This is a genomic window from Cellulophaga sp. RHA19 (genome assembly GCF_002813425.1).
GTDB lineage: Bacteria > Bacteroidota > Bacteroidia > Flavobacteriales > Flavobacteriaceae > Cellulophaga.
Map to the genome: position 1 here is coordinate 47,535 of NZ_PHUL01000001.1, position 26,486 is coordinate 74,020.

Sequence of the window (26,486 nt, forward strand, 5' to 3'; positions counted from 1 at the left end):
TTTAATTCATCTTAGTTTGTTCGATTTTTTTATTCTCTAGAGTTTTAGAGCTCTTTTTTACTAGTTCATCTTCAAAAAGCATACGTACAGACGGTGTATAAGAATCATCATACTGACCACTCTTTACCGATACTATAAATGCTACAAAGAAAAACAGCGCTACTACAATACTTATAGTTAGCAACACATAAATTACACTCATACCTACCTGAATTTATAAGACAAAAGTAACGGCAATGCATTTTATAGAATATGATATATATCATACTTTACAGAAATACAGAAAAAATATATGCACTCTAAAAACTGTTAAGGTTACAGTGTAAATGTGCCCATCGTTTAAAAGCTAGTATATTTGAAAAATCATTAAAAAAAAGAGAACTATAATGAAGTTATTGAAAAATACATTTTTTATTGGATTACTAATTTTTATACAGCAAGCTAACGCACAACAATTTGATTTAAGTGGAGAGTTAAAACCCCGATTTGAATACAGAAATGGCTATAGCACTTTAAATTCTGATGCTGTAGATCCTGCTTCTTTTGTATCGCAAAGAACAAGGCTAAATTTTGCTTATAAAAGCGAAGAGTTTAATGCCTTTGTAGCAGCACAAAATGTTAGAGTTTGGGGAGACAGAGCTACTTTAGGTACCACAGATGAAAACGGAATTACACTACAACAAGCTTGGGCAGAAGTTACCACAGGGAAATTTAGTTTTAAATTAGGTAGACAAGAAATTGCTTACGACGCGGAACGTATTTTTGGCGGTGCTAACTGGAACCAACAAGGGCGTAGCCACGATGCCTTTAAAATAAAATTTATGGCAGATGCTAATAACAGAATAGATGTTGGCTTTGCTTTAAACGAGACTTCACAATCTATTTTTGAAGAAGCATACACGTTAAACAATTATAAAAACTTTCAGTACTTATGGTACAACACCAAATTTAACAAAGTTGGATTAAGCTTTTTATTTTTAAATACTGGTTTTGCTTTTGATGATAATAACGAACAAGAAATAGCATACAACCAAACTATAGGATTAACAACTGCTATAAATGAAAATAAATGGAGTGCAGATGCTTCTGTATACTACCAAACAGGAAAAATTGAAAATACAGATTTGTCTGCTTTAAATGCAAGTGCAAATTTTAGCTATAATTTAAATTCTGAATTTTTACTTGGTCTTGGCGCAGAGTATATGTCTGGTACAGATATGAATGAAACAAATGGCAACTTAAACTCTTTTACTCCTTGGTTTGGCACCAACCATAGGTACAATGGTATAATGGACTATTTTTATGTTGGTAACCATAGTAATTCTGTTGGCCTGGTAGATATTAATGCTAAACTTAACTATTCTAAAAATAAATTCTCTGCTAATTTAGCTCCACACTTTTTTAGTTCTGCAGCTACTATTGTAAATACAAATGGTATAGAACAAGATAGTTATTTAGGTACAGAAATAGACCTTACTTTAGGATACAAGGCATCAAAAAGTATTTTAATAAATGCTGGCTACTCACAAATGTTTGCTTCTGACTCTATGGAGATTATTAAAGGAGGAGACGCCTCTAAGACCAACAATTGGGCTTGGGCAATGATAACTTTTAAACCACATTTTTTAACTTATACCAAAAATTAATTACAGTAATTTTTAATCTATTTTAAGAACAGAGGAGCAACTATATACTTTAAAAGTTGCTCCTTTTTTATATCAGTTTTTTACCAACCAAATTAGTAGCTATAGTAGTAAATAAAACAATACTTATAGAACTTAAAGGCATTAAAATAGCAGCTATTACCGGCATTAACTGTCCTGTTGTAGCAAAATACAACCCAATTAAATTATATAATAAAGAAAACCCAAAACTAAGTTTTATAATTTTCATTGCACTTTTTGATGCTTTTATATATTGATATAGTTGTTTAAATTTTGATGCATCTAAAATACCATCACACGCAGGTGAAAATACATTTACATTTTCAGATATAGCAATGCCAACATCACTCTGTGCTAAAGCACCAGCATCATTTAAACCATCACCTACCATAAGTACTTTTTTTCCTTGCTTTTGCAAACTCTTAATAAAATCTAATTTATCTTCTGGTTTCTGATTAAAATATAGTGGTGTCAATTTAGGTAATAAAGCTTCTAATCTTTCTTTCTCCCCTTCATTATCACCAGATAAAACGCCTAAATCTAGTGTTTTTTGCATTTTAGAAAATAACTTAGGCACACCATCTCTGTATTGGTTAGAAAAAACATATCGTCCTTTATAATCATCATTACTACTAATATACACCGCAGTGTTTTCTTGACCACTTACAGTACCGTTTCCTGCAAAATTTGCAGAACCCACTTTTATATTATCATCTTCTAAAACACCAACTATACCTTTTCCTAAGTGCTCGTGGTATTCATCTAAAGTTAAAATATCTTGCTCTGCTAACAAGTTATAAAGTGTTCTACTTAAAGGATGGTTAGATGCCCTTAACGTATTTTTTAAAAGCGATTCTTCACTAGCGCTCAATGCTAGCCCCTCATAACTTGCTGTGCTCTTTTGCGCCGTAGTTAGTGTTCCTGTTTTATCAAAAATAGCCGTAGTTAATTGTGCCAACTGCTCTATTGTTTGGGTGTTTTTTAAATAGAATTTTTTACGCCCAAAAATACGTAACATATTACCTAATGTAAAAGGTGCCGCCAATGCTATTGCACAAGGACAAGCAATTATTAAAACTGCAGTAAAAACATTCATAGCCTTACTACTGTCTATAAACATCCAAATAAATGTAGCTATAAAAGCAATACTTAAAACAGCTACCGTAAAACGTTGACTTATTTTATCTGTAATGGTTTGGAACTTACTTGTTTTATCTTCAGAAAAAACCGAATTCCCCCACAGTTGCGTTAAATAACTTTGCGATACAGATTTTAAAGCTTCCATTTCTATTGCTCCTTGCAACTGCTTGCCACCAGCTAAAATTTTATCTCCAGATGCTTTTTTTACAGCTTCAGATTCACCTGTAACAAAACTATAATCTATACGTGCATTACCTTTTAACACAATCCCATCTACGGGTATTAATTCTTCATTTCTAATTAAAAGTCTGTCTCCTTGTTTAATATCATAAACCTGTACTGTTTCTTCTTTTCCACCAGATAAAATTCTGGTTACAGCTATTGGAAAGTATGATTTATAATCTCTCTCAAAAGATAAAAATGAATATGTTTTTTGCTGAAAAAATTTACCTAATAACAGAAAAAATATTAATCCAGTTAGACTATCAAAAAAACCAGTTCCCCAGTCAAAAGCAATTTCTAATGTACTACGCACAAAAAGTACCAAAACACCTAAAGCAATTGGTACATCTATATTTAATATTTTAGAAGAAATACTTTTATATGCTGATATTAAATAGTCTTGTGCTGAATAAAAAACAACAGGTAATGAAAAAGCAAACATTAACCACCTAAACACATTTTTATACTGGTCTAACCAAAACTCCTGTACCTCAAAATACTCTGGAAAAGATAAAAACATAACATTACCAAAAGCAAAGCCCGCAACCCCTAATTTATAGGTAAGACTACGATCTACGCTTTTTTTACCTTTGTCATAATCATTTAAAGAAATATAAGGCTCGTAACCTATTTTTGCCAATAATATAACCAATTGTTTTAAGCTTAACTCCTCTGGATTGTATGCAATACGTACCATTTTTTTAGGAAAATCTACTTGAGAACTACTTACTGCTTTTTGTAATTTATTCAAGTTTTCTAACACCCAAATACAAGAGCTACAATGTATATGCGGTATGTAAAGATTTACTATTTGGTGTTTTTTTTCATTAAACTCTATAAGCTTCTCTAAAATCTCTGGAGTATCTAAAAAATTGTATTTCCCCTCTACCTCATTTGGTGTTGCGCCTGCTGCAGATTGCAGGTCATAGTAATATGACAAATCGTTTGATTCAAAAATCTCAAAAACTGTTTTACATCCATTACAACAAAAATTCTTATCTTTAAAAACAATGGGTAAGGTGTCACAGTCATCTCCGCAATGAAAACATTTTTCTTTAGTCATATTTGCAACTTATTAAGCTTAAAACAAAGGTCTATTAAAGCTGAATTTTAAAATATGACAAATGTCAGGTTTTGCTTATTGTAGATACCGTAAATTTGTTGTGTTAGGTAAAAACATTATTATGAGTAGGTGTGAAAATTGTATTATTCGTCAGTTTAATTCATTACGAGCTATGAGCAAGGATGAGTTAAAAAAGGTATCGGACTCTAAAGTTTCTAAAACCTTTAAAAAAGGTGATGCAATTTTTGAAGAGGGAGATAGGTTAGATGGTGTTTTTTGTGTTAGAGAAGGTGTCTCTAAACTATCTAAATTGAGCTCTAACGGTAAAGACCAAATAATTAAACTTGCAACTAAAGGAGAAATATTAGGACAACGCTCTGTTATTGCAGAAGAATCTGCAAATTTAAGTGCAGTAGCCATTAAGGATATGGATCTTTGTTTTATTCCTAAAGAAAGTATTTTACACACATTAAATACCAATCCTAATTTTGCTGTTGAGGTACTACGCCATATGGCTAATGATTTAAGAGAGGCCGATGATGTTATTGTAAATATGTCTCAAAAAACAGTAAAACAACGTATTGCTGAAGCTTTTATTTACTTAAAAACAGAGTTTGGTGAAGACGAAAATGGGTTTTTGCTACTAAGTTTAAGTAGAGAAGATATGAGTAATGTTGTTGGCACTGCAACAGAATCTACTATTAGAATTATATCAGAATTTAAAAAGAAAGGTATGATTGAAACTTCTGGCAAAAAAATACGCATTACAAACCTTGACAAACTACAAAGCGTTGTAAGCGGTTTATAATATTTTATTACACTCTTATTTTAAAACTGATAAATGTCATAGTTTACGGTTACAACTACTTCTATTTTTACATCAGATATTTTAATATAATTTGATGAAAAATATACTTTTACCCACAGATTTTTCAGAAAATGCAACTAATGCAATTTCTTATGCTCTTGAGCTTTTTAAAAATGAAAGCTGTACTTTTCATATATTAAATACTTACGTGCCAGCCATACCACATAGCAGGTTTATGGCAGAAAACTCTAAGACATTAGTTTTAGAAAAAGATACGGAAACGGCATCTAAAAATGGTTTAAAAAAAACAATAGAACGCATAAATCTTAAACACAAAAATCCGCTACATAATTACAGTACTATTTCTTCTTTTGATTTGCTAACTCATGAAGTTATAGACATTATAAAAAAAGAACATATAGATTTTGTAATATCTGGCACAAAAGGTATAACTAATTTTAAGCGTGTATTTGTAGGTGCAAATACAATGCGAATTGTAAATGCTATTAAAGATTGTCCAGTTTTAGCTATTCCTAACAATTACAATTTTCAAAAACCAAAACAATTGGTTTTAGCTACAGATTTAAAAAGGAGTTTAAGTCCAGAAGCTTTACAAGCAATACTATTTATTGCACAAATGTACAATTCAACGGTACACATTCTTCATTTAAAAACTGATACGACTTTAGATGATTTTCAAAAATCAAATTTAAAAATTGTTCAAAACTGTTTAGCATCGGTACAACTAAAACTACACTTATTACCGTTCTACGCCAATAAATCTGAAATACTAAGTCAGTTTATAAAAGATTATGCAATAGATACTTTGGCGTTGGTTTATAACAACCGTAGCTATTTAGAAGAATTAATACAAGAACCTGTTTTACAAGAAGCAGACCACCACACTAAAATTCCGTTATTGGTTTTACCTAGCTAACCATTAGCTATAAAAAAAAGCGAAAGACATATATCTTTCGCTTTTATTATTATTTTTTTTACTGATTAAAAACGCCAACGTACAAATGCTTCCATTGCTGCGTAGCGTGCCATTCCCAACTGGTCATAAATAGATGCAGTTTCTTTATTACGATCTTCTGCTCTTTGCCAAAACTCTCTGCTATCTGCGCCCTGAAAAACTACACCATCTTTTTGAGACTGATGCTTAAAAATACCGCGTCTTTTTTCTAATACCTGGTCTGGTCCCATTGGCACAGCCATTTCTATTTCATCTATTCCCCACTCTTGCCAAGCTCCCCTGTATAACCAAACCCAACAATTGTTCATATATGGTTCTGACTTTAATCTTTTTACTGCTTCAAAAATAGCATCTAAACATACTTTGTGTGTGCCGTGTGGATCTGCTAAATCTCCTGCTGCATAAATTTGATGTGGTTGTACCTGTGCAATTATATTCATTGTTAATTGTACATCATCCTCACCAACAGGATTTTTTTCTATAGCTCCCGTTTCATAAAAAGGAAGGTTCATAAAATGAATTTGATCATCATTTAAGCCTACAAAATGGCTTGTAGCCCTTGCCTCTCCTTTTCTTATTAAGCCTTTTATGTAACGTACCTCTTCTATATCTACTTCACTAGCTTTTTTATTGGCTAAAAATTTAGCCGCTTTAGCAAAAATCTCTTCTGCTCTTTTGTCTTCAACAGAAAATTTCTCGTTATAATCGCACACAAAACTAGCAAAACGCAAAGCCTCATCATCTGCTACTGCTATATTACCAGAGGTTTGATATGCTACGTGTACTTCATGACCTTGTTCTACCAATCGTTTAAAAGTACCACCCATACTAATAATATCATCATCTGGGTGTGGACTAAAAATTAGTACTCGTTTTTTTTCTGGTGTGGCACGTTCTGGCCTGTTACTATCATCTGCGTTAGGTTTACCGCCTGGCCAACCCGTAATTGTATTCTGCAGCTTATTAAATATTTTTATATTGATGTCGTAAGCCGGACCAGAATCTGCCAACAAATCGCTCATACCATTTTCTATATAATCCGCATCTGTAAGCATTAAAACTGGCTTATTTAAGCGTAATGCTAAACCTAACACTGCCTTACGTATAAGTTTATCTGTCCACTCTACTTTTTCTACTAACCAAGGAGTATCTACTCTTGTTAGTTTAGAAGCCGCTTCTTTATCTAAAACAAATACAGCATTGTTATGTTCTTGCAAAAAAGACGCTGGTACTTTATTTGTTACTTCTCCTTCTACTGATTGGGCTATAATATTAGACTTACCCTCTCCCCAAGCCATTAGAATTACTCTTTTGGCTTCCATTATTTTTTTTACTCCTAATGTTATTGCTGTTCTTGGTGTATTACTTAAACCTCCAAAATCTTTGCTTGCTGCAACCCTAGTAATATGGTCTAATGCTACTAATCTAGTTTTAGAGTTTTGTAAAGATCCAGACTCATTAAAACCTATATGACCATTACCTCCTATACCCAAAATTTGTAGATCTAAACCACCAACTGCTTCAATTTTAGATTCATAATCACTACAGTATTTAGAGATGTTTGTTTTGGTTAAAGTACCATCAGGAATATTATAATTTTCTGGTAAAATATCTACTTGGTCTAAAAGTAGTTCTTTCATAAACCTAACATAGCTGTGTATAGAGTCTGGCTCCATAGGGTAATACTCATCTAAATTAAATGTAACTACGTTGTTAAAACTTAGCCCTTCTTCTTTATGTATTCTTACTAATTCTGCATATAAACCTTTGGGCGTAGAGCCTGTAGCTAAACCTAATACGCACCTTTTATTCTCTCTTTGTTTTTCTCTAATTAAATTTGCAATTTCATTTGCTACGGATTTTGATGCGTTTGTAGAGTTTTTAAAAACAACCGTATTTATATTTTCAAATCTTTTTTCAAAACCTGTAGCCTTATCAATATTACTTTTTAACATGCTCTTTTAATTTATTTTGGGGTTAATTAAATCAAAGATTAAAAGTCTTTTTATATAATTTGATAGTTTTTAGACAAACACCATGTTTGGTGCACTATAGGTTAAAAAAAATCAATAAAAAGTATTTTTATTATGCATAACATTTACACTAATCATCTAATATTACTTTTACTAAGTTATAAATACTGGCTCTAGAAGTAAAGCAATAAACAATCTAATCACAAAAACTTAACAATTAACATAACACAATATTATAAAGTTAGTACTGCGTTAAAATAAAAAAAGCTTCTAAAATGTTAAATACGTTTTAGAAGCTTTTTTAAAAATTTAGATTTAAAAGTACTACTGTTTTTTAGCAGACTTTTTAAATTTATATGTTACACCTACATTAATACCAAAAGAAGAATAAGGTACTTTTTGTGATAATTTTTTAGACGGATCTGTATTGTCATTTCTTAACTCATCTACATAGTTGGTTTTTTTAACATAACCTGGAGGCAAGTTATCTAAAGTATAAACACCTTCTGCAACCATATTACCATCTGGAGTAAATAAGTTAGTATTGAACTCTTGTAATTCAGAATCCTTACGCTTTAAGCTAATACCGTAGTATTCTGCTTCTACGTAAATACTAAAGTTGTTATCTATAGGAAACTTATACCCTAAGGCACCAACAAAACCTAATGGAAACTTACCGTGATAATCTTCTACATAATTAGTTTCTGAATAAGAACCTTCAGGAAGACTATATGGAGCTCTCTCTTCTTCAGATAATAATGTACTATTAAAAACTACAGCTTCTGTTTTCCCTGCTACTTTTAACAAAGCACCAACACGACCATAAAAGTTATCTGTAAACTTATAAGCTACAGCAACAGTTGCGCCAAAAGCTCTACCTCTAGCAATTGCATCTACATCTACTCCTGATACAGTTGTTTTATTTATTGTATGATCTGCACCATTTAAGTAACCTACACCTAAGTCTAAACCAACTTTTTCATTAAAAAAATAAGTTCCTCTTAGTTGAAAGTTAACACCTTCACCATAACTACCATAAGTATTCTCTACACTTGTTGCTGTTGTTTCTGTTCCTAATTTCATTTCGGCGCTTCCTATTGCATAACCTGTACCTGCCGAAATTTCAAATTGAGCATAAGACATAGTACTAATTAAAATACCGACTAATAATATTACTCTTTGTTTCAAAATATATAGTTTTAAGTTAATATAACGTAAAGGTAGAAAAAAGGAAAACTAAGAACACCTCAATTACAGTAATTTCAAACGTTTAACACTAATTATCTAATATTGATAATTTATTTTTTAAAATAATCAAAAATACCGAAACCTACTGTTAACAAAGAAATAATAGTTGGATTTATTTTGATAAATAGTCATTTTTTAAAGATAATGACAGATTAAGAATCTATTCTATTAAAATGATATAAAACAAAAAAGCTCCCGATAAATCGGAAGCTTTTTGTTACTGTGGGCCCTACTGGATTCGAACCAGTGACCCCCTGCTTGTAAGGCAGGTGCTCTGAACCAACTGAGCTAAGAGCCCTCATTCACAATTTAGAAATTTGTTTTCCGTATTGCGAGTGCAAATATATAACTGTTTTTCATTTCTCGCAAATAAAAAATGAAAAAAAATTAAACTATTTCTGCAACAACAAAAGTGCTACCTCCAACGTAAATTAAATCTTCTTTTTTCGCTAAAGATTTTGCTTTTTCAAGTGCTTCTTTTACAGACGAATAAGCATTACCCTGCAACAAAAAACCACTTGCTTCACCTTTTAACTCCTCTGCATTTAACCCTCTTTCTATTTTTGGACAACAGAAAAAATAATTTGCATTTTTTGGAAAAAGAGGTAAAATAGCATCCAAATTCTTATCCTTAACAACTCCCAAGACAATAAAAAGCGACTCGTATTTTTGTGCCTCCAACTGTTTTATAGTTAAACTTAAGCCTTCTTTATTATGTGCTGTGTCACAAATTACCCTAGGTTGCTCTTGTAAAAGTTGCCACCTTCCCATTAATCCGGTATTTTCTACCACATTTAGCAGCCCTTTTTCAATTGCACTATTAGTAATTGTAAATTCTTTTAATTGCTTAAGTGTAGCTAAAACACCTTTTATATTTTTTTGCTGATAATTACCCAACAAAGATGTTTTGTATGTTTTTACCAAAATAGAATCTGCAAAAAATATTGGTGCGTTTTTTAAATTTGCAATTTCTTCAAAAATTGGTGCAGTCTCCGTTTGATTTTCACTTACTACAACCGGAATATTATTTTTAATAATCCCTCCTTTTTCTACAGCAATTTTCTCAAGAGTATCTCCTAATAAATCTGTATGGTCTAACCCTATGTTTGTTATTAATGAAACCTCTGGTGTAATTATATTGGTAGAATCTAATCTTCCGCCCAAACCAACTTCTATAATTGCAATATCCACATTCTCATTTGCAAAGTATGCAAAAGCCATTGCTACTGTCATCTCAAAAAAAGAAAGTTTATGCGCTTTAAAAAAAGACATATTATCTTCTACAAATTTTATTACGTGACTTTGCGGAATTTTATCGCCATTAATTCTAATACGCTCCCTAAAATCTTTTAAATGCGGAGAAGTATACAAACCAACTTTATAGCCTGCCTCTTGTAAAATAGACGCTAACATATGACTACTAGAGCCTTTACCATTGGTACCTGCTACGTGTATACTTTTAAACTGTTTTTCTGGAGAGCCTAAAGCTTTAGAAAATAGCTTTATATTATCTAACTTACCATTAAACGCAGATTTTCCTTTGTTTTGGTATATTGGAAGTTGTGCAAACATCCAATCTAACGTTTGGCTATATGTCATTAAAGTTTATTAAATTGAGTAAATAAGAAGTAAAATTAACGTAATTTTAGATAATTACTCTCCTAATTTAAAGTTTACAACAACAAATCCTATTTGTCTACTTGGTGCCTTAGTATCTAAATTCCATTTATGTAAACGTGCTGTTGCCTCTGCTGGTTTTAACAAACAAGGGTGGTTATTAGTAGTACCTTTTACACCTGCAGTTGCAGATAGCACTTTGCCATTACGGTCTACTACTATTTTTACTACTACTCTACCCTCCTCATTACAATCTTGCTTAACCTGGCCTTTATTTAAAAGTTTTCGTCCTGACAATCCGTAACCAGAACCGCCGCTTCCAGATCCAGGAGAACCATAGTAACTAGTTGCATATGGATTTCCTTGCGGATTACCCTTGTCACCAGCTTTATTATCATCTCCTTCACCTCCGGTAGCTTTACCGTCAGACTTAGCTAAACCACCAAAAAGGTTATCTACCTTATCTCTTTTAGCCTGTTCTGCTTTACGTTTACGTTCTGCCTCAGCCTTTTCTGCTGCAACACGTTGCTGCTCTTTACGCTCTGCTTCTGCTTTGGCTTTTTTTGCTGCAGCATCTGCCTTGCGTTTAGCTTCTTGCTTTTGCTTTATTAAAATAGATTCTTCGTTATCTTGTGTAACCAATTTTTCTGCAGCCTTTTCCTGCGCAGATTCTTGCTGCACTTCTGGTTCTGCAACTGGCTTTACCTCTTCTTGCTGTTCTTCTACAACTTCTTTGGTTGTTTTTACTGGTTCAGACTTTATTTTTTCTTTTGGTTGCACGTTACCCTTACCAAAATCCATCTGGCCAAAATTAACCGCAATACCTTTTTCTTCTGGAGGATCCATAGTTGTAAATCCAAAATAAAAAAGCAACAACAAGAGTACGCTTAGCAACAAAGTTGTAAGCGTAAAAGATTTTTTCTTGTGTTTGGTATCTAAGAACGACATTATTTAGCTCGCACAGCTAAGATAACCTTGTAATTATTTTTATTAGCAATATCCATAACATTTACTGCCTCTTTAACAGGTACTGTTTCTTCTGCCCTTAAAATAATTGTTGGTTTTTCTTGACCTTCTAGTGCTTTCTTTAATTCAATTTCAATATACTTCCCGTTTATTTTTTCACTATTCACAAAATACTCTAAGTTTTTATTAATACTTACAGATACATTTTGTGTATTGGTTGACTTCCCTTTTGCCTTTGGAAGCAACAGATCTAATGCATTTGGCGCGTTTGATGTTAACATAAAAAATACCAACAACAAAAACACAATGTCCGTCATAGACGACATACTAAAGTCTGGACTTACTTTATTTCTTCCTTTTAATTTCATCTAAAGGAATTTAAAGTGGTTCGTTTAATAAATCTAAAAAGTCTACAGCGTTTGCCTCCATCGCATGTACAACCTTACCTGTTCTGTTTACAAGATGATTGTACCCAATATAAGCAATAATACCTACTACTAAACCTGCAACAGTTGTTGTCATTGCCGTATATATACCAGATGCTAAAGAACCCATTTCTGCTTGTCCGCCTGCAGATGCCATTTCATGGAATGCCAAAATCATACCAATTACAGTTCCTAAGAAACCAATCATTGGTGCAGCACCAGCAACAGTAGCTAAAATACTTACATTTTTCTCTAACTTATATACTTCTAATGTTCCAGCATTTTCAATTGCTGTATTTATATCATCTAAAGGTTTTCCTATTCTAGAAACCCCTTTTTCAGTAAGTCTTGCTACTGGAGAATCTGTTTGCGCACACAACATACGGGCAGCATCTAGCTTACCATTTGTTATATGATCTTTAATCTGATTCATAAAATTTTTATCAATTTTAGAAGCAGCCTTTATTGCAAAGATTCTTTCAAAATAAATATATAGAGCAACAAATAATAGAATTGCTAAAATTCCTATAATGATAATACTTCCTGCACCACCATTTACAATTAAATCTATTACCGATAGTGTTTTTTCTTCGGATACACTTTCTCCCATTACCACCTCATTAGCAGCATCTTGAAACAATAACATATATTTTCCAGTATTTAAGTTGCTCTTATAACGCTATTTTACAAATAAAATTATGCGTTTAGTATAAAATCTCTAATTAAAATAAAACAGCCAGCACCTGCTAAAAATCCTACTAATGCTAACCAAGCTATTTTCTTAAAATACCAGAAGAAATCAATTTTCTCCATACCCATTGCAACTACACCTGCAGCAGAACCTATTATTAACATACTACCACCTGTACCAGCAGAATATGCAATAAAGTGCCATAATGGATCATCCATACCTTGTGGAAACATACCAATACTTGCAGCTACTAACGGAACGTTATCTATAACTGCAGAACCTGCACCTAATAACATTACAACAAAATCTGAATTTGGAATTGCAGCATTTAAGTTTTCTGCAAAGTGAAACAACATACCTAAAGATTCTAATGCAGCCACTGCTAATAAAATACCTAAGAAAAATAAGATACTTGGCAACTCTATCTTAGATAAAGAATGGTGAACTGGACTGTGATGAGAAGCAGCTTCACTTTCACCATCTACATTAGAAATACTAAATTTAGAATTACTGTATATTTCTGCAAATGTTGCAACAATAGCTAAAGAAAGCATCATACCTACATAAGGAGGCAAATGTGTTATTGTTTTAAAGAAAGGAACAAAAACAATAGCCCCTAAACCTAAGTATAACATTGTAGATCCAAATTTAGATTTCTTTTCACTATCTGCTTCTTCAACATCTTCAATATTACCTTTAAAAGCTTTAAATCTACTAGCTATAAATGTTGGTACAACCATACATATTACAGACGGTACAAATACGTGTTCTACTAATTGCGCTGCAGAAACCTTTTCTGCAATCCAAAGCATTGTTGTAGTAACATCACCAATAGGAGACCAAGCACCACCTGCATTAGCCGCAATAATAATCATACCAGCAAACCACAAACGAGTTTCTTTGTTTCTAATTACTTTTTGTAAAATTGTTATTAATACAATTGTAGCTGTTAGGTTATCTATAATTGCTGATAAGATAAAAGCAAGAATCGAGAACAACCATAATAATTTACGTTTACTTTTTGTTTTTATAAACCCTTTGATTGTTGCAAAGCCATTAAAGTAATCTATGATTTCTACAATGGTCATTGCTCCTAATAAAAAGACCAATATTTCTGCAGTTTTACCTAAATGATGTAGTAAAATTTCATCTACGTGGCTAGGCGCTAATTCTCGCAAAGCCGCATCAACTTCAAAAACTGGCATATGAGCCAAAGCTATTACTGCCCATAACAATGCCATCATTGCAAGTGCAGGTATTAACTTATCTATTTTAAGATTGTGCTCTAAGGTTATTGCCAAATAACCAACAAAAAAAATAATTATTATAATGGTCTCCATTCTTCTTCTTCTTAGTTTAGTTTATATTAATTGTTTTAATGCTATCTCAAAGGCTGTTTTACTTAGCTCTTTTTTAGATGCGTTGTTTTTATATACATTCTGCATTGCTTTTTTAATGGTTTCAGATGTGTCTTGAAAAACTAACTCGTCATTCATTTCTACTCTTCTTTCCATAAAGTAAGCAAATACTCTTGCCATACCACAGTTAGATATAAAATCTGGAATTAAACTTACACGCTCATCTGTATATTCCATAATAGGACCAAAGAAAATTTCTTTATCTGCAAATGGTACATTAGCGCCGCAAGTAATAACTTCTAAGCCTGTATCTATTAACTGTGTTATTTGCTCTTTGGTAATTAATCTTGAAGCTGCACAAGGTGCAAAAATTTCTGCTTCTAATCCCCAAATTTGTTTATTTATTTCATCAAACGGAATCATATTCTCTGCTACAAGCGTGTTTCCGTTTTTGGCAAGGTAAAATTCTTTTATTTCATCAAAAGAAAAACCTTCTTTATTAATTACACCACCATCACGATCTATAATACCTACTATTTTAGCTCCCATTTGGCTTAAATAATATGCCGCTGCTGCACCAACATTACCAAAACCCTGTACTATTGCACGTTTTCCTTTAATGGTACCACCATATATATCATAAAAATGTTTTGCCGCTTCAGCAACACCAAAACCAGTAATCATATCTGCAACTGTATACTTACGCTCTACAGATGGCGAGTATGTACTACTCTCTATTACTTTTATTACTCCTAGTCTTAATTGACCTATACGGTTAATTTTATCTGCTTCTGTAGGTTTAAAGTGACCGTTAAAAACACCTTCTTGTGGGTGCCAAACACCAGCATCTTCTGTTATAGGAATTACTTCATGTATTTCATCTACATTTAAATCTCCACCGGTACCATAATAACTTTTTAACAAAGGAGCAACAGCATTATACCAACGCTTTAAAACACCTTTTTTTCTAGGGTCATTTGGATCAAAATTAATTCCAGATTTTGCACCACCAATTGCTGGTCCAGAAACTGTAAACTTAACCTCCATAGTTTTTGCTAAAGAAAGAACCTCGTTCATATCTAAACCTTTACGCATTCTTGTACCACCACCGGCAGCACCTCCACGTAAAGAATTTATAACTGTCCACCCTTCGGCTTCAGTTTCAGAATCTTTCCAGTTAAAAACTATTTCAGGTTGTTTATCCTCGTATTTTTGTAGTAAATCTTTCATTTTAAATTGATTGTAAAATTATGTAACATTATTTATGCATCGCTATTGTGTTAAAAATATCCCTCCCAAACGGGAGTTACTGCTGTCTCATAATTTTGATATTAAATCAATTAATAAAAATTCAATTCAACAAATATAAAAATATTGCGGCATTTTTAAACTTTTAACAGTCATAGAATGATTAATTTTTCATTAATTTTACGTTGAACAGCATTAAAACACGGAGAAAGAGAGCTCAATGCTGTTGAATATATCACAATATAAACCTATATTTGTACACATAAATTAACATTATCGCAATAAGATGGACTTTAAGTTAACAGAAGAACAATTAATGATTCAGCAAGCAGCAAGAGATTTTGCTCAAAATGAATTATTACCAGGAGTAATTGAAAGAGACGACGCCCAAAGGTTTCCTAAAGAAGAAGTAAAAAAAATGGGTGAATTAGGCTTTTTAGGAATGATGGTTGATGCCAAATATGGTGGTAGCGGTCTAGACACACTATCTTACGTTCTAGTAATGGAAGAATTATCTAAGGTAGATGCTTCTTGCTCTGTAATTGTCTCTGTAAACAACTCTCTTGTTTGTTGGGGTCTAGAAACTTTTGGTAACGAAGAACAAAAGAAAAAATATTTAACAAAGTTAACTACAGGAGAAAGCATAGGCGCTTTTTGTTTATCTGAGCCTGAAGCTGGTAGTGATGCCACATCACAAAAAACTACTGCAATAGATAAAGGAGACCATTACATATTAAATGGTACTAAAAACTGGATTACCAATGGTAGTTCTGCAGATTACTACCTTGTAATTGCACAAACAGATGTAGAAAAAGGTTACAAAGGAATTAATGCACTTATTGTTGAAAAAGGTGCTGAAGGTTTTGAAATTGGTCCTAAAGAAAATAAATTAGGAATTAGAGGTAGTGACACTCACTCTTTAATTTTTAACGATGTAAAAGTACCTAAAGAAAACAGAATTGGTGAAGACGGTTTTGGTTTTAAATTTGCTATGAAAACACTTTCTGGCGGAAGAATTGGTATTGCAGCACAAGCATTAGGTATTGCAGCAGGTGCTTATGAATTAGCATTAAAATACTCTAAACAAAGAAAAGCATTTGGTACAGAGATTGCTAACCACCAAGCTATTGCTTTTAAATTAGCAGATATGCATACTTCTATTGAAGCTGCAAGAATGTTAGTTTACAAAGCTGCAATGGATAAAGACAATCATGAGAATTATGATTTATCTGGAGCTATGGCTAAATTATACGCATCTAAAGTTGCTATGGAGGTTTCTGTAGAAGCTGTACAAGTGCACGGTGGTAATGGCTTTGTAAAAGATTACCACGTAGAGCGTTTAATGAGAGATGCTAAAATTACACAGATTTACGAAGGTACTTCTGAAATTCAGAAAATAGTAATCTCTAGAAGCATTTTAAGAGATTAATTAGAAATATACGTTTGTTTTTATACAAAAGCTGTGCAATAAATTATTGCGCAGCTTTTTTTATATCTATTCTAAAAATTAACATTGTGAATTTGATAATTTACATACCCTTAAAAATTTAAAATTTCATTTAATTTATCAATACACTGAAAATGATGAATTAATTTTTAGGTTATTACTCATTCTTTAAACATAATTTAACAATTATAATATATTTGAAGAAATGTGATAATTTATGAAGCTGAAAAAACAAGGGTTATACCTACCGGATTTTGAACATGATAATTGTGGAGCTGGTTTTATCTGTAGCTTAAAAGGAAAGAAGTCTAACGACATTATACATAAAGCTTTAGAGATATTAGACAAGCTAGAACACCGTGGTGCTGTTAGTTCTGATGGCAAAACAGGAGATGGCGCTGGTATTTTAATAGATATACCACATGATTATTTTGTAGAGGTTTGTAATTTTAATTTACCAGAACCAGGTGAATATGCTGTTGCAAACATCTTTTTACCTCAAAAAGAAAACCAAAGAGATTTTTGTATCTCTGTATTTGAAGAAAACATAAAAAAGCAAGGCTTACAATTGTTAGGCTGGAGAGATGCACCTGTAAACAAAAATGTTCCAGGACGCATAGCTATGGAAACAGAGCCATTTGTGAAGCAAATATTTATTGCTAAAGAAAATAGTTCTCAAGATTATGCTGCTTTTAACCTTAAACTATACATTGCTCGTAAAGTAACAGAGCATACTATTTTAAGTTCTAAATTATCTGAAAGCGGATTTTTCTACGTTCCTAGTTTATCTACAAAAATCATTATTTTTAAAGGTCTTTTAATGCCACAAGACATTAAATTTTACTTTAAAGATTTAATGGATCCAAGAGTGGTTACAAGACTTGCTCTTGTTCACCAACGCTTTTCTACCAACACCTTTCCTACTTGGGATCTTGCACAACCGTTTAGGTATATGTGTCATAATGGAGAAATAAACACATTACGCGGTAATGTATCTAGAATGCGCTCTAGAGAAGAACTACTAAAGAGTGATTTATTTGGTGATGAAATAAAAAATATACTTCCTATAATATTACCAGGAAAATCAGATTCTGCAACAATGGATATGGTAGTAGAGCTGTTGTTAATGACTGGTAGATCTTTACCAGAAGTAATGATGATTATGGTACCTGAAGCTTGGGAAAAAAACCCAGATATGTCTCCTGCAAAAAGAGCATTTTACGAGTATAACTCTTGTATGATGGAGCCGTGGGATGGACCCGCATCTGTACCTTTTACAGATGGCAACTATATTGGAGCAGTTCTAGACCGTAACGGATTAAGACCCTCTAGATACTCTGTTACTAAAGATGGCTACGTAATTATGTCATCAGAAACTGGTGTAGTAGATATAGAACCAGAAAACATTGAGTTTCATGGACGTTTAGAGCCAGGAAAAATGTTTTTAGTAAATATGGAAGAAGGCCGTATTGTTAATGATGAAGAAATAAAAGAAAAAATTGCTCAATTAAAGCCTTACCAAAAATGGTTAGATAATAATTTGGTGCATTTAAAAGACATCCCTTATAACGACTGCCCTTTATTTTTAGGAGAAGAAAGCTTAGAAAAAAGAAAATCACTTTTTGGCTATACGTTAGAAGATATAAACACCATTATATTACCAATGGGTAAGTCTGCCAAAGAGCCTATTGGCTCTATGGGATCTGATACGCCAATTGCCGTTTTATCTGAAAAGCCACAACTTATATACAACTACTTTAAGCAACTATTTGCCCAAGTAACAAATCCTCCTTTAGATGGTATTAGAGAAGAGCTAATTACAGATATTAGCTTAACCCTTGGTAGTGATCATAATATTTTTGACTTTTCAGAATTACACTGTCGCAAATTAAAAATTCAGAATCCTGTAATATCTAAAGAAGATTTAGATAAGATAAAAAACTATGATGCTAGTCCAGATTACAAAGTAACATCTATTCCTATTCTGTACAAAATAGAACGTGGACACAACGCCCTAGAAGAAGCATTGGCATCTATATTAGACCAGGCATCTAAAGCAATAGATAACGGTACAAATATTATCATTTTATCAGACAGAAATGTAAACAAGGACAATGCTCCTATACCTGCGCTATTGGCATTATCTTTTGTAAATAGCGGACTGCAAAAATTAGGTAAAAGATCTAAACTTAGTGTAATTATAGAATCTGCAGAGCCAAGAGAAGTGCATCATTTTGCATTATTATTTGGTTATGGAGCTAGTGCTGTAAACCCTTATTTGGTTAACGAAATTATAGGTGAACAGATAGAAGAAAATGACATTACAGACATTACTTTTGATGAAGCTATAAAAAACTACAACAAAGGTATTGGAAAAGGCGTGTTAAAGGTTATGAACAAAATAGGGATATCTACCTTAAACTCTTACCGAGGATCCCAATTGTTTGAGTGTATTGGTATAAACACCAAAGTGGTAGATAAATATTTTCCAAACACACCTACAAGAATACAAGGTATTGGCTTATACCAAATAGAAAAAGAAATAGCAAAAAGACACCAAAAAGCATTTAACACTAAAGAAGTAGCAGCTAATTTAGAGTTAGAAATGGGTGGCGCATATAGATGGCGTAGAGATGGAGAAAAACACTTATTTAACCCACTTACTATTGCCAAATTACAAAAAGCAGTTCGTAATAACGAACCAAGCACATACAAGGAATACTCTAGTTTAATAAATGAACAATCTAAACATTTAATGACCATTAGAGGTTTGTTTGAGTTTTCTAACTATGACCCAATTCCTATTGAAGAGGTAGAACCATGGACAGATATTGTAAAGCGATTTAAAACTGGAGCAATGTCTTACGGATCTATTAGCAAGGAAGCTCATGAAAATTTAGCCATTGCAATGAACCGTATTGGCGGCAAAAGCAACTCTGGTGAAGGTGGTGAAGATGCAGAACGTTTTTATAAAAACGAAACTGGAGATTGGAGAAACAGCGCTATAAAACAAGTTGCTTCAGGTAGGTTTGGTGTTACATCTAACTACCTAACAAGTGCTAAGGAAATACAAATTAAAATGGCACAAGGTGCTAAACCTGGTGAAGGTGGACAATTGCCTGGACCAAAAGTAAATCCTTCTATAGCAAAAACAAGAAACTCTACTCCGTATGTAGGGCTTATCTCCCCTCCTCCACATCATGATATTTATTCAATTGAAGATTTATCTCAATTAATTTACGATTTAAAATCTGCTAACAGAGAAGCAAGAATAAACGTAAAATTAGTATCAGAAGTTGGTGTAGGTACTGTAGCTGCGGGTGTAGCAAAAGCAAAAGCAGATGTTGTATTAATTTCTGGTCACGATGGTGGCACAGGAGCATCTCCTTTAACATCTTTAAAACACGCAGGTTTACCATGGGAGCTAGGTGTTGCAGAAGCACAACAAACCTTAGTGATGAACGACCTTAGAAACAGGGTTGTTGTAGAATGCGACGGACAACTAAAAACAGGTCGTGATGTAGCAATTGCCTGTCTGCTTGGAGCAGAAGAATTTGGTTTTGCTACCGCTCCTTTAGTGGCTTCTGGCTGTATTATGATGCGTGTTTGCCACTTAAACACTTGTCCGGTTGGTATTGCTACTCAAAACCCTGAACTGCGTAAAAAGTTTAAAGGAAAACCAGAACACGTAGTTAACTACATGTACTTTATTGCTCAAGAACTAAGAGAAATAATGGCGCAACTAGGCTTTAGAACTGTAAACGAAATGGTAGGTCAGGTTCAAAAACTAGATCGCAACAAAGCTATAGAACATTATAAAGCAGAAGGCATAGACCTTACTCCTATTTTACACCAAGTAGATGTACCTGTAGATACCAAACTTCACAACACACAAAAACAAGAGCACGATATATATAAATCTATAGAGTTTAAAATTATAGAAAAAGCACACCCATCTTTATTTAGAAAAGAAAAACTAACCTTAGATTTTCCTATTAAAAATACAGACAGAGCAGTTGGTGCAATTATAAGTAATGAAATTTCTAAGACCTATGGTGCAAAAGGCTTACCTATAAACACGCTACGTTTAAACTTTACTGGTTCTGCCGGACAAAGTTTTGGTGCCTTTGCAACCAGAGGTTTAACAATGACAGTTAATGGTAATACTAATGATTATTTAGGAAAAGGATTATCTGGAGGTAAATTAGTAATAAAAGTACCGGAAGGTGCCACTATAATTCCAGAAGACAATGTTATTACAGGTAATGTAACCTTATATGGTGCTACTGCTGGTAGAGCCTATATAAATGGTAAAGCAGGTGAACGTTTTTGCGTTCGTAACTCTGGAGCAAAAACTGTTGTAGAAGGCATTGGAGACCATGGTTGTGAATATATGACTGGTGGTGTAGCTGTAATTTTAGGCGAAGTAGGTCGTAATTTTGGAGCAGGTATGAGTGGCGGTATTGCTTATGTATTTGACCCAAACAAAACGTTTGAAAAAAACTGCAATAAAGAAGCTCTTAATTTACTTTCTGTAGATGAAGCCAATGATATTGCAGAACTAAAAGACCTTATAGAAAGTCATTACAATTATACTATGAGTCCTCTGGCACAACGCTTGCTAGAAAACTGGGAAAACAGTTTACCAATGTTTGTTAAAGTATTCCCTGAAGAATACCGTCAAGCATTAAAAAGATTAGAAGAAGAAGAAAAAGCTAGCATAATATAAAGCACTATGGGAAAGATAACTGGATTTTTAGAGTTCGAAAGAAAAATAGAAGACTATGCTCCTGTAGAAGAGCGTATAAAAAATTATAAAGAATTTACACAACCATTAAAGGAAACTGAATTAAAAGACCAAGGTGCACGTTGTATGGATTGCGGAGTTCCGTTTTGCCATAGTGGATGCCCATTAGGAAATTTAATTCCAGATTTTAATGATGCGGTTTACAAAGGAAAATGGGAAAAAGCTGCAAGCATATTGCACTCTACCAATAACTTCCCTGAATTTACTGGTCGCTTATGCCCTGCTCCATGCGAGGAAGCTTGTGTATTAGGTATTAATGAAGACCCTGTGTCTATAGAAAATATTGAAAAAAATATTGTTGAAACTGCTTTTTCCAACGGATGGATAACTGCACAACCGCCAAAAACTAGAACAGGTAAAAAAGTTGCTGTTGTAGGGTCTGGACCTGCTGGTTTAGCTACTGCACAACAATTAAACAGAGCCGGACATTTGGTTACTGTTTTTGAGCGTGATGCTAAAGTTGGTGGATTATTAAGATACGGCATTCCTGATTTTAAGATGGAGAAAAACGTTATTGACCGTAGATTAGAAGTACTAAAAGAAGAAGGCATAGTGTTTAAAACCAATACACATATTGGTGTAGATATTGATGCAAACACCTTAAAAGAAGATTTTGATGCTGTTGTACTTTCTGGTGGCGCTACAGTACGTAGAAACTTACCAATAAAAGGAGCAGAACTAAAAGGTGTTGTACAAGCAATGGACTTTTTAAAACAAAATAACAAACGCGTAGATGGCATTACAGATTTAGGCGAAGAAATAAAAGCAACCAACAAAGATGTTATTGTTATTGGTGGTGGAGATACTGGATCTGACTGCATAGGAACATCTATACGCCATGGTGCTACTTCTGTCTCTAATTTTGAGATTATGAGCAAAGCAACTCCAGAGAGGCCTGCAGACCAGCCTTGGCCGTTTTGGCCTATGCGTTTACGTACAAGCTCTTCTCATAAAGAAGGTGCAGAACGTTTCTTTAGCATTTCTACCAAGGAATTTGTTGGAGATAAAGATGGTAATTTAAAAGGATTAATTACCTCAGAAGTAGAGTGGATTAAAACTCCAGGACAAAGACCAAGCCTAAAAGAAGTTCCTGGAACAGAAAAAGAATGGAAATGCGACTTAGTTTTGCTTGCAATGGGTTTTACAGGATCGGAAATGACTGTAGCTCAACAACTAGGCTTAGAAGCAGATCCTAGAACAAATATTAAAGCCTCTGCAAAAAACTATATGACTAACGTACCTGGTGTTTTTGTAGCTGGCGACCAAAGAAGAGGTCAATCTTTAATAGTATGGGCCATCTCTGAAGGCAGACAGGCTGCGCATCACGTAGATGTTTACCTAACAGGAAGTTCTACTTTACCATTAAAAGGAGAAGGCGATTTACCTAGAGTTTAGAAAAAAAAATAAAAATCACTTTGTATTGATATTATACTATCTTTGCACTTTAAATTAAAAATAAAATTATGAGTAACGGTACAGTAAAATTTTTTAACGACTCTAAAGGTTTCGGTTTTATCACTCCAGATGATGGTGGTAAAGACGTTTTTGTTCACATCAGTGGATTAACTCACGAAATAGCTGAAGGAGACAAAGTTAGTTATGACGTTGAAGAAGGTAAAAAAGGACCTAATGCAGTAAACGTTGAAGTCCTTTAATATATAAAGAATTTAACTTATTACATGCAAAGCCTGTTGTTTTATACAACAGGCTTTTTTGTTTTTTTAAATACTACTTGCATCATAAATTCTCAAACATATATAATATACAGTATAAGCAGCAACATACTTATACAAAAAGCACAATTGCGTAGGTTTACATCACAATTTTTAAATAATTCTTTTTATCAAATTAAAAAAGCGATAAACAAAAACTAAATTTCATCTTGAATAGAATTAAACTAGGACAATTATAAAAAACAAAACTCTAAGTTTTATGATTAAAAAATTCCTACACAACATTCTATTATCTACATAAAATATCGATTAATAGATGAAATACATTATGATATATCTTCACTAATATTTTTTTTACACCCACTTTTTATATCACCACCTCCATATTTTGTAGGTCTTTACATCAATTATAGGAAGTTTTTCACATCACTTAAGTAAGAAATAATTTTTTTATAGTTGAAAATAATTTAATACATTAGTCAGCATAAAGACAATATTTTAGAATTTTTCTCTTTCTTCCAAAATAAAATAATGTCATATTAAGGACTTAGGTTTTTGCCTAAGTATGGAGAAAATTTCAAAAAAGTAGTTTTTTGATGCTTTCTCTTTTTTTTTATACTAGTCGAAACTAAAGAGGAACTGTAACATTTTAAAAATTAATTTTAATTAAAAAAACAAATTATTATGGGATCATTTAGAGCAGATTTTAGTTTCGGTGGTAAAGTATTTGATGTACTTTATTCTGATTATGAATTTAGTAGAAATACAGATTCTAAAGGTAAGCCATCTTCTAACGTAACTGGTGGTAGAGTTGAATTAGTTATAGAGTCTACAGAAGATACTTCTGTTATTGAAGCTATGGTTAACAGTCAGTTTAAACCTGTTGAAGGTAAAATTACTTTTAAGAAAACAGACGAGGATGCTAAAATGAAAGAAGTTGAGTTTAAAAACGCTTACATCGTTCATTTTAAAGAAACATTAGACGTTAATAATGACGTACCTATGACTATTAAAGTTACTTTCTCTGCTGAGGAAATTAACGTTGGTACAGCTTCTTTATTAAACCGTTGGCCAAGATCATAAAACTACTAAACACATACTAGTTGTTTAGACATGTTTATACTATTAAAGCCTTCAAGTGTCATAATTTGAAGGCTTTTTTATCCTTTTTCAAAATACCACATATGGTGTATTAGTTACACACAAACCAGTACATCTAAAAAATAAAACAAACCTAGTAAAACTAATCTCTTTACTGCTTTGTTTAAAATAACATTAAAATTAGGCCTCTAGGTTTCTAAATTTACCACAAGGCTTATATAGTACCTACAAACATAAAGTTATGACACCAGAAAATAAGCAAATTAGTATTAACGGTAAATTTATTAGTGGTTACAAACACATTACCATAGCTCAAAAAATTAACGATCACCATTCTTTTGAGGTTGGTATAGATTTAGAAGCCGGGGAAACCACTACCGCACACACCATAGACAAGTCTAAAGACTGGCTTGGTAAAACAATACTTATTACTACTACTGGCAAAGATTTTACAGGTATTATAACCAACGTATCTCTTAATCAAAACAACGGCAATCACGGGCAAATTATCCTATCTGGCTACTCCTCTACTATTGTTTTAGAAGATAGTGAGGTTATGCAATCTTGGTTAAACAAGTCCTTAGCAGACATTATAAAAGTGGTGACTAAAAACCCTAAATTAACTACAGAAATTGCACCAGAAAATACCGCTACACTAGACTATGAGTCGCAATACCTAGAAACCAACTTTAAGTTTATACAGCGTATTGCTAAACAACATAACGAGTGGTTGTTTTATGATGGAGACACCTTATTTTTTGGAAAACCATCACAAACAGACCCTATTACTATAGAATACGGTAAAGATTTAACCGAAATGAATATTGGCATACAAGCACAGGCTCGTAAAGCACAAGCTTTTTCGTTTAACTCACAAGACGTACAACAACACAACAGCCAAACTCCAGATAGTCCTACTGGTTTAAATGAATTAGGACAACACGCCTTTAACACTAGTTTAGAGCTCTTTTCTACTGGTGGTAATGGGTACACCATTCCTAGAATTAAAAACAAGTCTGAGATAGACAACTATTTAAAAAAGAAACAACAAAGTGCGGCGGCTAACTCTAACTACATATCTGGCAAGTCTACTAAAAAAGGATTAGCTGTAGGGAGTATTATAGACATAGAAACAGCTATACTTAGCGGTGTTGCTAGTTATGCCACTAAAAAGCACGGTAAATATATTATTACAGAAATTACACACTACGCTAAAGAAGCTAACTATTACACCAATAGTTTTGTGGCGTTACCTGTAGATATTAAAAGCCTACCTGAACCTAAAGTAACATTGCCAGTTGCGCAAACACAAATGGCAACGGTACTAAGCAACCAAGACCCTAAAAACAAAGGAAGAGTACAAGTAAAAATGAATTGGCAATCTGGTGAAATGAAAACGGCATGGATACGTGTTATGACGCCTGATGCAGGTAGCAGCAGTAACGTAGCTACCAACAGAGGTTTTGTGTTTATACCAGAAGAAGGTGACCAGGTTTTACTTGGTTTTAGATACAACGACCCTAACAGACCTTTTGTACTAGGTAGCCTTTTTAACGGGCAAACAGGAGCCGGAGGAAAACCTACAAACACCCATAAAAGCATTATAACACGTAGTGGGCACACACTAGAGTTTAATGACAAAGTAAACGCAGAAAGCATAACAATAACAGATAAAAAAGGCAATCATTTTATTATTGACACGGCTAATGAAACCATAACAATAAATGCCCTTAAAGACATTAATATTAATGCAGGTGAAAACTTAAATATTACTGCAGGAAAAAATATTACTGTTAATGCTGGTGAAAATATTGATGAAAATGCAGGGAAAAATATAACTACCGTAGCTGGTACTAATATTAGTCAGATTGCAGGGGCTGATTTCACTAAGAAAAGCACCAATATGAGTGAAGATATTGATGAAAATATGAATGTTTCCGCTAAGCTCTCCCAAGATATTGTTGGTCAATTAGATTTAGCTAGCACAGTTGAAAATCTAAATTTTAATAGCGCAAAAGAAGTTAAGAGCAATACTAAAGAACAATCTAACTTTCAATAG

General features: G+C 33.0%; 19 protein-coding genes and 1 tRNA gene. 9 read left to right on the plus strand and 11 right to left on the minus strand.

Annotation, left to right across the window (positions count from 1 at the left end; translation table 11 throughout):
- Position 1: 1 nt before the first annotated feature.
- Entirely contained in the window at positions 2-202 is a 201-nt protein-coding gene (gene ccoS, locus AX016_RS00235; protein WP_100893683.1) for a cbb3-type cytochrome oxidase assembly protein CcoS, read from the minus strand.
- A gap of 184 nt (positions 203-386) precedes the next feature.
- Between ccoS and AX016_RS00240 the strand changes: the two genes are divergently transcribed.
- The gene (locus AX016_RS00240; RefSeq protein ID WP_100893684.1) at positions 387-1,646 is read left to right on the plus strand and encodes an alginate export family protein; all 1,260 of its coding nucleotides are present in this window, start codon (positions 387-389) and stop codon (positions 1,644-1,646) included.
- A 67-nt stretch (positions 1,647-1,713) separates the two neighbouring features.
- On the opposite strand, the gene AX016_RS00245 is transcribed toward AX016_RS00240, so the two are convergent.
- The gene (locus AX016_RS00245; RefSeq protein WP_100893685.1) at positions 1,714-4,089 is read right to left on the minus strand and encodes a heavy metal translocating P-type ATPase; all 2,376 of its coding nucleotides are present in this window, start codon (positions 4,087-4,089) and stop codon (positions 1,714-1,716) included.
- A 121-nt stretch (positions 4,090-4,210) separates the two neighbouring features.
- On the opposite strand from AX016_RS00245, the gene AX016_RS00250 reads away from it, so the two are divergent.
- A complete protein-coding gene (locus tag AX016_RS00250; protein WP_100896771.1) occupies positions 4,211-4,897 on the plus strand; it encodes a Crp/Fnr family transcriptional regulator in 687 nt (228 codons plus the stop codon).
- A 94-nt stretch (positions 4,898-4,991) separates the two neighbouring features.
- Entirely contained in the window at positions 4,992-5,834 is an 843-nt protein-coding gene (locus AX016_RS00255) for a universal stress protein (RefSeq protein WP_100893686.1), read from the plus strand.
- A gap of 65 nt (positions 5,835-5,899) precedes the next feature.
- On the opposite strand, the gene nagB is transcribed toward AX016_RS00255, so the two are convergent.
- The 9 genes from nagB to AX016_RS00300 form a co-directional block, all read right to left on the minus strand.
- Positions 5,900-7,828 carry a glucosamine-6-phosphate deaminase gene (gene nagB, locus AX016_RS00260; protein ID WP_100893687.1) on the minus strand — a complete coding sequence of 643 codons (1,929 nt, stop codon included), beginning with the start codon at positions 7,826-7,828 and terminating at the stop codon, positions 5,900-5,902.
- A gap of 342 nt (positions 7,829-8,170) precedes the next feature.
- A complete protein-coding gene (locus AX016_RS00265) occupies positions 8,171-9,034 on the minus strand; it encodes an outer membrane beta-barrel protein (RefSeq protein WP_100893688.1) in 864 nt (287 codons plus the stop codon).
- A gap of 283 nt (positions 9,035-9,317) precedes the next feature.
- A tRNA-Val gene (locus AX016_RS00270) sits at positions 9,318-9,392 on the minus strand.
- An 89-nt stretch (positions 9,393-9,481) separates the two neighbouring features.
- Positions 9,482-10,693 (minus strand): bifunctional folylpolyglutamate synthase/dihydrofolate synthase, encoded by a 1,212-nt coding sequence (locus AX016_RS00275; RefSeq protein ID WP_100893689.1) that lies wholly within the window; start codon positions 10,691-10,693, stop codon positions 9,482-9,484.
- Positions 10,694-10,747: 54 nt separating this feature from the next.
- Positions 10,748-11,659, minus strand: a complete 912-nt coding sequence (locus tag AX016_RS00280; protein ID WP_100893690.1) for an energy transducer TonB — start codon at positions 11,657-11,659, stop codon at positions 10,748-10,750.
- Positions 11,659-12,045 carry an ExbD/TolR family protein gene (locus AX016_RS00285; protein WP_100893691.1) on the minus strand — a complete coding sequence of 129 codons (387 nt, stop codon included), beginning with the start codon at positions 12,043-12,045 and terminating at the stop codon, positions 11,659-11,661. The genes AX016_RS00280 and AX016_RS00285 overlap by 1 nt, the downstream gene beginning before the upstream one ends.
- Positions 12,046-12,055: 10 nt before the next feature.
- Complete coding sequence (locus AX016_RS00290; RefSeq protein WP_100893692.1) at positions 12,056-12,748, minus strand: MotA/TolQ/ExbB proton channel family protein; 693 nt, start codon at positions 12,746-12,748, stop codon at positions 12,056-12,058.
- A 50-nt stretch (positions 12,749-12,798) separates the two neighbouring features.
- Positions 12,799-14,133, minus strand: a complete 1,335-nt coding sequence (nhaD, locus tag AX016_RS00295; protein ID WP_100893693.1) for a sodium:proton antiporter NhaD — start codon at positions 14,131-14,133, stop codon at positions 12,799-12,801.
- Positions 14,134-14,154: 21 nt separating this feature from the next.
- The gene (locus AX016_RS00300) at positions 14,155-15,381 is read right to left on the minus strand and encodes a Glu/Leu/Phe/Val dehydrogenase dimerization domain-containing protein (protein WP_100893694.1); all 1,227 of its coding nucleotides are present in this window, start codon (positions 15,379-15,381) and stop codon (positions 14,155-14,157) included.
- A 304-nt stretch (positions 15,382-15,685) separates the two neighbouring features.
- Here AX016_RS00300 and AX016_RS00305 point away from each other — a divergent pair, with 304 nt between their 5' ends.
- The 6 genes from AX016_RS00305 to AX016_RS00330 all read left to right on the plus strand — a co-directional run bounded on the left by AX016_RS00305 (position 15,686) and on the right by AX016_RS00330 (position 26,486).
- A complete protein-coding gene (locus tag AX016_RS00305; RefSeq protein ID WP_100893695.1) occupies positions 15,686-16,828 on the plus strand; it encodes an acyl-CoA dehydrogenase in 1,143 nt (380 codons plus the stop codon).
- 235 nt (positions 16,829-17,063) lie between these two features.
- Positions 17,064-21,575: a glutamate synthase large subunit gene (gene gltB, locus AX016_RS00310; RefSeq protein ID WP_100893696.1), complete on the plus strand. Its 4,512-nt coding sequence runs from the start codon at positions 17,064-17,066 to the stop codon at positions 21,573-21,575.
- Positions 21,576-21,581: 6 nt separating this feature from the next.
- Positions 21,582-23,048: a glutamate synthase subunit beta gene (locus AX016_RS00315; protein ID WP_100893697.1), complete on the plus strand. Its 1,467-nt coding sequence runs from the start codon at positions 21,582-21,584 to the stop codon at positions 23,046-23,048.
- Positions 23,049-23,116: 68 nt separating this feature from the next.
- On the plus strand, positions 23,117-23,308 hold the full coding sequence (locus AX016_RS00320; protein ID WP_013621600.1) for a cold-shock protein: 192 nt from the start codon (positions 23,117-23,119) through the stop codon (positions 23,306-23,308).
- Between the two features lie 702 nt (positions 23,309-24,010).
- Positions 24,011-24,409 (plus strand): type VI secretion system tube protein TssD, encoded by a 399-nt coding sequence (gene tssD / locus AX016_RS00325; protein WP_100893698.1) that lies wholly within the window; start codon positions 24,011-24,013, stop codon positions 24,407-24,409.
- A gap of 259 nt (positions 24,410-24,668) precedes the next feature.
- Positions 24,669-26,486 (plus strand): type VI secretion system Vgr family protein, encoded by a 1,818-nt coding sequence (locus AX016_RS00330; protein WP_100893699.1) that lies wholly within the window; start codon positions 24,669-24,671, stop codon positions 26,484-26,486.